11 protein-coding genes are annotated in these 10050 nt (G+C 72.1%); 3 read left to right on the top strand and 8 right to left on the bottom strand.

The features are described 5' to 3' along the window. Nucleotides 1–248: 248 nt before the first annotated feature. Together HF526_RS09845 and HF526_RS09840 are read left to right on the top strand one after the other, a co-directional pair. Nucleotides 249–596 (top strand): nuclear transport factor 2 family protein, encoded by a 348-nt coding sequence (locus tag HF526_RS09845; RefSeq protein WP_169381052.1) that lies wholly within the window; start codon nt 249–251, stop codon nt 594–596. A 254-nt stretch (nt 597–850) separates the two neighbouring features. Continuing rightward, complete coding sequence (locus HF526_RS09840; RefSeq protein WP_338051390.1) at nt 851–2035, top strand: lysylphosphatidylglycerol synthase transmembrane domain-containing protein; 1185 nt, start codon at nt 851–853, stop codon at nt 2033–2035. On the opposite strand, the gene HF526_RS09835 is transcribed toward HF526_RS09840, so the two are convergent. The 8 genes from HF526_RS09835 to HF526_RS36865 all read right to left on the bottom strand — a co-directional run bounded on the left by HF526_RS09835 (nt 2005) and on the right by HF526_RS36865 (nt 8588). Then, nucleotides 2005–2520, bottom strand: a complete 516-nt coding sequence (locus HF526_RS09835; protein ID WP_169381050.1) for a hydrogenase maturation protease — start codon at nt 2518–2520, stop codon at nt 2005–2007. The genes HF526_RS09840 and HF526_RS09835 overlap by 31 nt on opposite strands. Then, nucleotides 2517–3809, bottom strand: a complete 1293-nt coding sequence (locus HF526_RS09830; protein WP_169381049.1) for a Ni/Fe hydrogenase subunit alpha — start codon at nt 3807–3809, stop codon at nt 2517–2519. Before HF526_RS09830 ends, HF526_RS09835 begins: the two co-directional genes overlap by 4 nt. Further along, on the bottom strand, nt 3806–4573 hold the full coding sequence (locus HF526_RS09825) for an NADH-quinone oxidoreductase subunit B family protein (protein WP_169381048.1): 768 nt from the start codon (nt 4571–4573) through the stop codon (nt 3806–3808). The genes HF526_RS09830 and HF526_RS09825 overlap by 4 nt, the downstream gene beginning before the upstream one ends. Further along, complete coding sequence (locus HF526_RS09820) at nt 4574–5410, bottom strand: FAD/NAD(P)-binding protein (RefSeq protein ID WP_338051389.1); 837 nt, start codon at nt 5408–5410, stop codon at nt 4574–4576. It abuts the gene before it with no gap. Then, nucleotides 5400–5864, bottom strand: a complete 465-nt coding sequence (locus HF526_RS09815; RefSeq protein ID WP_211177006.1) for a Crp/Fnr family transcriptional regulator — start codon at nt 5862–5864, stop codon at nt 5400–5402. Before HF526_RS09815 ends, HF526_RS09820 begins: the two co-directional genes overlap by 11 nt. Continuing rightward, nucleotides 5861–7000, bottom strand: a complete 1140-nt coding sequence (locus HF526_RS09810) for a 4Fe-4S dicluster domain-containing protein (RefSeq protein ID WP_169381047.1) — start codon at nt 6998–7000, stop codon at nt 5861–5863. The genes HF526_RS09815 and HF526_RS09810 overlap by 4 nt, the downstream gene beginning before the upstream one ends. Before the next feature lie 216 nt (nt 7001–7216). Further along, nucleotides 7217–7603, bottom strand: a complete 387-nt coding sequence (locus tag HF526_RS09805) for a dsRBD fold-containing protein (protein ID WP_169381046.1) — start codon at nt 7601–7603, stop codon at nt 7217–7219. Nucleotides 7604–7658: 55 nt separating this feature from the next. Continuing rightward, complete coding sequence (locus HF526_RS36865; RefSeq protein WP_338051388.1) at nt 7659–8588, bottom strand: rhodanese-like domain-containing protein; 930 nt, start codon at nt 8586–8588, stop codon at nt 7659–7661. A 367-nt stretch (nt 8589–8955) separates the two neighbouring features. Here HF526_RS36865 and HF526_RS09795 point away from each other — a divergent pair, with 367 nt between their 5' ends. Next, nucleotides 8956–10035, top strand: a complete 1080-nt coding sequence (locus HF526_RS09795) for a YeiH family protein (RefSeq protein ID WP_338051387.1) — start codon at nt 8956–8958, stop codon at nt 10033–10035. The last annotated feature ends 15 nt before the right edge of the window (nt 10036–10050 follow it).

Genomic DNA, 10050 nt, shown 5'->3' with positions numbered 1-10050 from the left:
GAACGCCCGCCCGCCCGCGACGACGCTTCGTCGGGGGTCGGGCGGGCGTTCTGCGTCGTCGGCCCGGTGGGATCCCGGGAGCCGGGCGCACCCGGCAGCGGAATCCGGTGGGTCGCTCGGGCCGCACGGCCGGGCGCCAGGTCGAACGGCCGGTCGGAGTCGGCAGGAGTGCCGATCCGTTCGACCCTGTTGCCACCGGGCTCCAGGCTGGAGCATCGCTGGGACGGAACGGTGACTTGGAGGTAGCAATGGCGCGTACTCCACAGGAGATCTTCCAGCACCACGCCGGTGCGCTGATCGCCGGGGACATCGACGAGATCGTGGCGGACTACTCCGACGACGCTCTGTTCATCACGCCGCGTGGTGTGCTGCGGGGCAAGGAGGGCGTCCGGCAGGGCTTCACCACCCTGCTGAAGGACCTCCCGAACGCGAAGTGGGAGGTCCCGACCCAGATCTTCGAGGGCGACGTCCTGTTCATCGAGTGGAACGCGGTGTCCGAGACCGCCCGGGCCATGGACGGCGTCGACACCTTCGTGTTCGGCGACGACGCCATCCGGGTGCAGACGGTGCGTTACACCCTCGAGTCGAGCACGTAGCCGCGGCCCACCCGGGGCCGCCGGCCCGGATGCACGGGAGGAGCGCCGGCTCCCGTCGCCGTGCCTCCCGCCCCCTCACGACGACGTCGTGCAACGGCTGCGGCAGATCCATCTGTGAGGTCGTTTCGACGGTTCCGTAGGTCGTTGGGCCGCTGAACGGCCCCGGATTCTTCCTGCACGGTGCGGTAGGTGCCCTCGCGGGTGGGGCAGATCGGGGATCGAGATGGCTACGCACGCCCCCGCCGACCCCGGCCGTGCGCCACGCGGGTGGGCGAGGTGCCTGCTCGCCGGACCGGTCACGGCCACGGGAGGAAGCTGAGAGCGTGTTCGGGCGGCAGCCGATCCCTGATCAGCCGAGGGCCGTCGGGTCGACACCGGACGGGCCGGAGCCCGCCCCTGCGCGAGGCTCTCGATCGCGATGGTGGCGGGCCGTCGACTGGGTCCTGGCCGTGACCGGCCTCGGGGTGGCGGTATGGCAGGTGGCTCCGGTCATGGCGGGGGTCGGCGATGTGGCAAGCCGGCTGGCACAGCTGCGGTGGGGCTGGTTGTCGGTGGCGCTGATGTTGAGCGCCGCGTCGCTGGCGGTGTACGGGGAGTTGCACCGGCTGTTGCTGGCCTACGGCGGGTCGCGGCTGCCTGGGCGAACCGTCCAGGCGGTGACGATTGCGGGCAATGCGGTGTCGCTGACCGTCCCGGCGGCAGGGGCGGCGGCCGGGTCCGCGTATGCGGTGAGTGCACTGCATATTCGTGGGGTGAGCCTGGCGCTGTCGGCGTGGGCGGTCGGGATGGCGGGAATCGTCGCGACGATCGTCCTGGTCGTGCTCGCTCCGCTCGGCCTGGCCGGCGACGGACTGCTGAGCCTGCCCGTCGGTGGGGGAGTGTCCGCGCTGCTCCTGGTGCTCGTGATCGGGGCGTATGTGCTGCTGCGGAAGCAACGGGTGCTGGCGTGGGCCGGGCGGCGGGCGGTGTGGGTGGCTCGTCGGCTGCCCGTGCTCCGGCGCATGACCGCCGCCACGCCGGCGCAGGCCGCGACCGGATTCAGCGAATGGGTGACCGGCCGGGTGCTGGATCCGGGGCAGGGAACCCTGGTGATGGCCGCGGCTGTGGCCACGTGGGTTCTGGACTTCCTCGCGTTGGCCGGATGTGTCGCGGCCGCCGCGGCACCGGTGCCCTGGCCGGCGGTCGCGGTCGGCTACCTCGTGGTCCAGGCGAGCATCCTGGTGCGCTTGACGCCGGGGGGTGCGGGTCCCGCCGAGACGGGGCTGCTCGCCGTCCTGATCGGAGGCGGGGTACCGGCCGGCTCCGCGGCCATCGCCGTCGTGCTCTATCGGGCCATCTCGTGGGTGGGGCCGGCCGTGGTGGGCTGGTGTGTGTTCCTCGCCCTGGGCGAGCACCAGGTCGCCGCCGGTCACCGCCGGAGCGCGGACGGGCAGTGCTGAGACGCCCGGGGTGTGCGTGGGTGCGGGTGATGTGCCGCCTGGAGTTCGCCGAGCACGTTCCGGACGAGCAGCGGCACGGCCTCGGCGACCACCGGGGACAGGCCCGGCCCGAAGCCCAGGTCGGAGGCCTCCACCGCAAGGACGACGAGTCGCCGCGGCGCCCGGTCCAGCGCCTCGGCGAGCCGGACGATGTCCGGGACGCCCAGGCCGTGTGTGCTGGCGGCTGCCGGTCCGGGCCCTGGAGCGCTCACGGCGGTGCGGTGGATCCGTCCCGGTATGGACGGGTCACACCGCACCGCGTCGATGATCACGGCGAGATCGGCTCCGGACCAGGCATCGATCAGCCGGCTCGGGTCTGCGTCGGTGACGGTGACGGTGAGGCCGGGCAGGTGGCGGTTCCCGATGGCGGTGACGACCGCCGGGCCGATGCCGTCGTCGCGGCGATAGGGATTTCCGATCCCGATCAGTGCGACGGCCGGCCTCATCGTCGTTCCACGGTGACGTCGAGGAAGTGTGCCGCGCAGGAGATGCACGGGTCGTAGTTGCGGATGGTGCGTTCACACAACGCGGTGAGCGCGGCGTCGTCGAGGTGCAGATGGCCCGAGACGACGCTGCGCAGGTCGTCCTCGATCGCGGCCTGGTTCTGGGAGGTGGGCGGAACGATGACGGCCGAGCTGATCGAGCCTGCGGCGTCGAACTCGTAGCGGTGGTAGAGCAGGCCGCGCGGCGCCTCGCTCACGCCGTGGCCGACACCGGCCCGGGGCGGCACGTCGACGGCGGGCGGGTCGGGGCGCTCGTACTCGCCGATGATCCGCAGAGCCTCCGCGGCCGCGTGGACGGTCTCGACCGCGCGCACCACGATGCTGCGGAACGGGTTGCGGCAGGTGGGCCCGAGGCCGGCGTCAGCCGCCGCCTGCCGGGCGACGGGTGACAGTTGCGCCGAGTTGATCGTGTAGCGGGCCAGCGGGCCGGTGAGGTAGCGCCGGCCGTCCAGCCTCGCGTGCAGCGCCGTGGAGTACGGCACCTGGTGCTCGACGACGTGGTCACCGAACTCGCGCGGTGAGAAGACGAGCTCGCCCGAGGAAGCGATCTGCCCGCGCTCGATGGCGTAGCGGTCCGGCTCGTGCACGGCGAGCAGGTCGTGCCCGAGTTCCACATCGGGGTAGTCGAAGCCGGCCACCCAGTGCACCGTCGCCACTGCGTCGTCCAGTGCCCGGCGCAGCTGCTCGGCCAGCGGGGCCAGCTCCGCCGCGGTCGGTGCGCGGTGGAAGCCACCGACGCGGGGGTTGACCGGATGGATGGCTCGGCCGCCCACGACCTCGAGAACCGCGTTGCCGGCCTTCTTCAGGCGCAGGCCACGTTCGACCAGGTCGCGGTGGGCGCGTGCGAGCGCAATCACGTCCGGATGGCCGAGGAAGTCCGGCGCGTGCAGCAGATAGATGTGCAGCGCGTGGCTGGAGATCCACTCCCCGCAGTACAGCAGCCGCCGCAGCGCTGCGATGCGCTCGTCGACGCTCACCCCGCATGCGTCCTCGATCGCATTCCAGGCGCTGGTCTGATAAGCGACCGGGCAGATGCCGCAGATGCGTGAGGTGATGTCGGTGACCTCGGTGTACGCCCGCCCGCGCAGAAACGCCTCGAAGAACCGCGGTGGCTCGTAGATCTGCAGCTGGGCGCTGCGGACCTGGCCGCCGGAGACGACGACGCGCAGAGCGCCTTCACCCTCGACCCTGGCCAGCGAACCGACCCGTAGCTGCCTGCTGGTGTGCGTCATCGGTCCACCCGGTGTTGCGCGAACTCGGGCGCGGCGGCGTTGAACGTGGACAGCACCAGGTCGACCGCGCCGCGGCTCATGCCGCAGGTGCGTAGCTGCCCGACCAGCGACGGCAGGTTGGCGCCGGTCATCGGCCCGTAGCAGCCGTAGCAGCCGCGCCGCACGGCCGGGCACAACGCCCCGCAACCGGCGTGGGTGACCGGGCCGAGGCAGGGCGTGCCGTCGGCGACCATGACACAGGTCAGCCCGTGGCGCTTGCACTCGGTGCACACGCTGGTGTCGGGCACATCCGGCTTGCGGCCGGCGAGGAAGGCCGAGATCACCTCGAGAAGCTGGTGCTTCGCGATGGGGCAGCCACGCAGCTCGAAGTCGACGGGCACGTGCGCGGAGATCGGGGTGGACGTGGCGAGGGTGTCGATGTACTGCGGGCTGGCGTAGACGACCGACCGGAACTGGTCGACGTCGCCGAAGTTGCGCAGCGCCTGAATCCCGCCGGCGGTGGCGCAGGCGCCGATGGTCACCAGGAACCTCGACTGCTCGCGCACCCGCCGGATGCGCTCGGCATCGCCGCGTGTGGTGATCGAGCCCTCGACCAGCGACAGGTCGTAGGGGCCGGGCAGCACCTCGCTGGAGGCCTCGAGGAAGTGCGCGATCCGCACCTCACCGGCGAGGGTCAGCAGCTCGTCCTCGCAGTCCAGCAGGGTCAGCTGGCAGCCGTCGCAGGAGGCGAACTTCCAGACGGCGAGAGTCGGCAGGCGGTGCATCTACAACTCCCGGACAGCGAGCAGGGGTTGGGCACGTGCGTAGTCGACGACCGGGCCGTCGCGGCAGACGAGTAGCGGCCCGAGCTGGCAGTGGCCGCACAGGCCGACGCCGCATTTCATGTTCCGCTCGAGCGAGACCCGGATGTGGCCGGGATCGACCCCCTTGCGCTGCAGCACGTTCGCCGAGAACCGCATCATCGGTTCCGGCCCGCACAGGAAGGCGACCGTCCGCGCGGGGTCCAGCGTCAGGCGGGTGAGCGACTCGGTGACGAAACCGACCGGACCGCTCCACCCCTCCGCGGGCTGGTCGATGGTGAGCTCGACCTCCAGACCGGGTGTGCCGCTCCATGCGTCGAGCTGCTCGCGGAACAGGAACTCCGACGGGTTGCGGGCGCCCGCGACGAGCATGATCCTTCGGTAGGAGCCGCGGCGCGCCAGGGCGCCGAGCAGTACCGGCCGCAGCGGCGCCAGCCCGACACCCCCGGCGACGATCACCAGGTCGTGGTCGACGGCGGTCTCGAGTCCCCAGCCGGTGCCGTACGGGCCGCGGGCCCCCAGCACGTCTCCGGGGCCGGCCGCGTGCAGCGCGCGGCTTACCGCGCCGACGTCGCGGATCGTCTGGGTGAGCGATCCGTCCCCGGCCGTAGGGTCCCCGCTGATCGAGATCGCGACCTCGCCGACGCCGCGGCGGTAGAGCATCGTGAACTGGCCCGGCCGGAACGCCGGTAGCGCCTCGGTGACCGGCTCCAGGTGCAGGGTGACCGAGTCACGCGTCTCGACCCGGCGGCCGACGACCCGGTACGGGACGGGCACCATCGGTTCGAGGTCAGCACTCACGAGGGCTCCCGTACAGGTCGAGCAGTCGCGCCCGGGTGCTCTGCAGGCGCGCCAGCAGAAGCTCGAACAGGCCCAGCGCCAGCGGGTAGCCGAGCGCGGGATCCTCGTTCGCGAGCGCATGCAGCCGTGCGGTGTCCAGCCGGATGGCGGAGACGGGCTCGTTCGCGGTGGCGGTGAAGTGCCAGCGGTGCGGGGGAACCAGCCAGGACCAGCCCAACACGTCCCCCGGGCCGAGGGTCTGCAACACGACCTCGCCGTGGCCCGGGACGGACGTCGTGAGCGCTACCCAGCCGCTGCGGACGAGCCAGCACCCGCAGGCCTGCTGCCCTTCCTCGAACAACCGGGTGCCGGCGGCGAGGACGACCTCCCGGGCGGTTCCGGAGACCGTGGCACGTTGCGCCGGGGTCAACCGGTCGAAGACGGCGAAGCCGGCGAGCTGATCGGTGCTCGTCACCGGGATTCGTTCTCTCCGGGCGGCGCGGAGTCCTGCAGCTCCGACAGCCGCGCGACCTCGGCCGTGATGTCGATCCCCACCGGGCACCAGGCGATGCAGCGTCCGCAGCCGACGCAGCCGGAAGTCCCGAACTGGTCGTACCAGCTGCTGAGCTTGTGCGTGATCCACTGGCGGTACCGGCTGGCGCCGGAGACCCGCACGCTGCCGCCGTGCAGGTAGGAGAAGTCCAGCTCGAAACACGAGGCCCAGCGCTGCGACCGCTGCGCCGCGTCGCCGGTGAGGTCGGTGAGGTCGGTGCGGTCCTCGGTTGTCGTGCAGAAGCAGGTCGGGCACACCATCGTGCAGTTGCCGCAGGCGAGGCAGCGCTCGGCGACGTCGGCCCAGTGCGGTGACTCACGACCCTCGCTCAGCAGGGTGCGGATGTCACCGGCCGGCATCTGCCGCCCCATGTGCTCCGCGGCGTCGCGGACCGCGGAGCGGGCGTCGTCGACCTCGGCGTCGGTGGCGGTGCGATGAGTGAGCGCGGCGAGGGTGCGGGCGCCCTCGGCACTGCCGACGTCCACCACGAAGCGGTGCCCGGACTCGTCGATCCGCTCGGTCAGGGCGAGGTCGTAGCCGGGGCCGGGCGCGGGACCGGTGCCCATCGACGCGCAGAAGCACACGCCACCGGGCTCGGTGCAGCCCGCCGCGATCACGAACAGGCCCTGCCGGCGGCGGACGAACGAACCGTCGGGGTGCGCGCCGCCGCCGAGTACCGTGCCGAGTGTCGCGATCGCGGCCAGGTCACAGGCGCGCACGCCCACGAACGCGTAGCGGACGGGTTCTTCCTGGGCGGGCACGAACCCGTCGACATCCATGGACCACAACGGCCGTCGCGGGGGATGCAGGAACTGCTTCCACGACTGCGACCCGGCTGAATGGCCGAACACCGCGGCGTCGTCGCGGCGGCGCAACCGGTGACGTCCGGGACTGCTCTCGACACCCCAGCCGGATGGCAGCTGCGCGCCGGAGTCGAGCTCGGCCAGCACGATCGCGTCGTCACGCACCGTCGGCCCGATCACCCGATAGCCGTCCGCGATCAGTGCCGCGATCAACTCGTCCAGACCGGCCCGGGACAGGACGGCCGGCGCGGTCATCGCGATGCTCCCGCGGGGCCCGCGACGGTGCAGCTCGACGAGCGGGGCGCCCAGGAGCAGCCGTCGATCTCGGTGAGAAGCGCGGATGGCAGGCGCATCACCGGACCGCCGACGGCGAGGCGTGCTGGTGCAGGCTGCTGCATGACTCTTCTCCTCGCCTTCCTGTCGGTGTGATCGCCTGCCAGGAGTGGCCCGCGGTGGGCGACGCCGCTCCCGCTACCGCGAGAACCTGACCAGGCAGCTGTTGTCGACCGAACACGCGCCACCGCGACGGTCGTCAGTGCCGGAGGTCCTGCATGACGAGGCACTTCGCTCCGCCGTCGACCTGCTCCTGGCCGCGCGGCGTGTGCCGGTCACGCGGATGCCCCGCTCGAGGTCCCGGGTCACGGTGTTCAGCAGCCGGTGGCTCAGCTGGGAGAGCGCGCGGGCGGTCGCCAGTTCGTCCGCGATCGGCAGGCCGTCCTGCTCGGCGGGGCCCGGTCGAGCAGTGCCTGCGCTCACGGTCCGGTCGTTGTCCCCGGTGTGCAGCCGGGCGATCGCGCGGACGCATCCGTCGCACTCGTCGATGTCGATGAGCACGGTCCAGCGCTTGACGTCATCCATCTGTCCCTCCGCGGCCCGCTGCCGGGGCTTCGGTGGAGCCGGCCCGGGCCTGAGCTCAGGGTGCGGGCCGGTGTCGGCTCCTCGCAGGGCCGACCGGACGGTGAAGTCCCGTCCGTTTCCGGGCCCGTCCGGGTCCTGTGACGTACCCGAGACCTGTACCGACGACGCCGGACCCCCGACGCGAGCCGTCGCGGGCCGGTCCGGCAGGACCACCGGCACTCACCCACGGGTGCTTCCGCCCGTCGTGACCGCGGTGGCCCGGCCGGCAGTGTGGGCCGTGGACCACGGCCGCGGGCCGGGGAGCCGGATGGCCGGGATCGCGGTCTGCGCGATGGCAGGGACCCCGACCCGCGAGCAGTTGACCACCGACATCGAGTACCGGGGTGCAGCGCATGGTCCGGGAGGTCGTCGCGGAGAAGGGCGCGGTGGTGGCCGGAGTGCCGGTCGACGCCTCGGGCCATGAGCGGTGGTGCCAGCTCGGGGCGAGGCCGAGCTCGACCGCGCGGTTGTCATCGTCGTCGACGAGCACGACGTCGCGGCCGGCCCGGTCGAGGAGGCCGGCGGCGATGCCGGCGCGATATCCCGCGGCGCAGTGGATCCACAGCCGCCCGGCCGGGAGCTCGTCGAGGCGCTCGAGCAGATCCTGCATCGGGATGTGGGTGGCCCAGGGGATTCCGCCGGTGGCGCGTTCGTCATTGCGTCGGACGTCGAGGACGGGTTCGCCGGCTTCGGCACCGGAGCGGGCGGCGAGGTCGGCGAAGGTGACGGCGGGGTAGCCGCGGAGGTTCTCGCCCGGGGCGAGGTCGGCGGGACGGCCGGTCGCTGCGCCGGCAGGGCGGTCGATGCCGATACAGCAGCGACCCGCCGGTGAACACCGCCACGGGCCGTGTCCGTCGTCGACGACGTAGGACAGGTGGGTGTCCGTGTGGGCGATGTAGCTGCGATCGCCGAGCTCCTCGGTGGAGATGACCTCGACCTCGACCATGATCCGCTCTCCTTCCCGTCGGCGCCAGGTGTACGGACATTAGGTCCAGTGCCGGGTGGGTCAACGAACTCGCTGCTCGTGGCGGCGGGCCGGCCGGCAGAAGGTGTGATCGACGGCGAATGTCCGCACGTCGCTGCTGTGTGTTCACGCAGTTCGTGACGTCTCGCCCCTGGTGTCTGCTGGTGATGGGAGACGGGCGTCACGTTCGGTGCCGGATTGACAGCAGTGTGCGGCCCGACCCAATGTTGGTACATACTGATATTCCCGGTTCGGATGTCCCGGTGTCAGCGGTCGTCCCACCGACGCTCAGGCAATGGAGGTAGTCATGCCGTCGTCCCAGCGGACGTCGACGAACCGGATCCCAGCGGTGAGGGGTCCCGCCGAGGCGCGCGACGACCGGCCGGGCCGGTCCGCCGAGTTCGTCGCGCGGGGCCGGGCGCTGGTCCCGGGGCTGACGGTGTCGCTGCTGGTCGCGGTCGCGGCGACGGCGCTCGGACACCTCGTGCCGATCGTCGGGGGACCGGTGTTCGGGATCGTGCTGGGCATCGTGCTGGCAGCGGCCATCAAGCCCGGCGATGACCTGCGGCCCGGTCTGTCGTTCGCGGCGAAGCCGGTGCTGCAGTCGTCGATCGTGGTGCTGGGGGCGACCCTGTCGTTGCAGCAGATCGCCACCGTCGGGGCGAGTTCGCTTCCGGTCATGCTCGGCACGGTGGTCGCCGCCTTGCTCGGGGCGTGGATTCTGGGGCGGCTGCTGGGGGTGCGGGGGGACGCCCAGATCCTGATCGGGGTCGGCACCGGCATCTGTGGAGCGTCGGCCATCGCGGCCACCACGGCGGTGCTCAAGCCACACGAATCCCAGGTCGCCTACGCCATCGGCACCATCTTCACGTTCAACATCATCGCCGTGCTGGCCTTCCCCGGCCTCGGCCACGCCTTGGGGATGGACCCGCATGCGTTCGGGCTCTGGGCGGGCACCGCGATCAACGACACCTCCTCGGTGGTGGCGGCGGCGTTCTCCTACGGCGGCGACGCCGGGCCCTACGCCGTGGTGGTCAAGCTGACCCGCACGCTGACGCTGATCCCCATCGTCGTGGCGCTGGCGGTGTGGAAGGCGCGCCGGGACACCGTCGCCACCGCGCGGATCGGCTCCGGCGCCGGGTTCCGGTGGCGGTCGCTGCCGTGGAGGAAGCTCGTCCCGGTGTTCCTCGTCGGGTTCGTCGCCGCGTCGGTCCTCGACACCCTCGGGGTGATCCCGGTGTCCTGGCACCCGGGCCTCTCGGCGGCCGGGACGTTCCTGATCACCATCGCGCTCGCCGGCATCGGCTCGTCGCTGCGGCTGTCGGACATGCGCCGCGCCGGGGCGCGGCCGCTGCTGCTCGGCGCGGTGCTGTGGATTCTCGTGGCGGTCACGAGCCTGGGGCTGCAGGCGGCCACCGGCTCGGTCTGAGCAGAGCGCCGTCGG

It is taken from the genome of Pseudonocardia acidicola, assembly GCF_012911935.1.
Lineage (GTDB): Bacteria > Actinomycetota > Actinomycetes > Mycobacteriales > Pseudonocardiaceae > Pseudonocardia > Pseudonocardia acidicola.
This window is presented reverse-complemented; position numbering and strand designations above follow the sequence as displayed.

What these genes read in the sequence shown, in the direction of transcription:
- HF526_RS36865 (WP_338051388.1), bottom strand. Translation starts at nt 8,588, where the DNA reads ATGGTCGAGGTCGAGGTCATCTCCACCGAGGAGCTCGGCGATCGCAGC.
- HF526_RS09805 (WP_169381046.1), bottom strand. Translation starts at nt 7,603, where the DNA reads ATGGATGACGTCAAGCGCTGGACCGTGCTCATCGACATCGACGAGTGC.
- HF526_RS09845 (WP_169381052.1), top strand. Translation starts at nt 249, where the DNA reads ATGGCGCGTACTCCACAGGAGATCTTCCAGCACCACGCCGGTGCGCTG.
- HF526_RS09825 (WP_169381048.1), bottom strand. Translation starts at nt 4,573, where the DNA reads ATGCACCGCCTGCCGACTCTCGCCGTCTGGAAGTTCGCCTCCTGCGAC.
- HF526_RS09830 (WP_169381049.1), bottom strand. Translation starts at nt 3,809, where the DNA reads ATGACGCACACCAGCAGGCAGCTACGGGTCGGTTCGCTGGCCAGGGTC.
- HF526_RS09810 (WP_169381047.1), bottom strand. Translation starts at nt 7,000, where the DNA reads ATGACCGCGCCGGCCGTCCTGTCCCGGGCCGGTCTGGACGAGTTGATC.
- HF526_RS09835 (WP_169381050.1), bottom strand. Translation starts at nt 2,520, where the DNA reads ATGAGGCCGGCCGTCGCACTGATCGGGATCGGAAATCCCTATCGCCGC.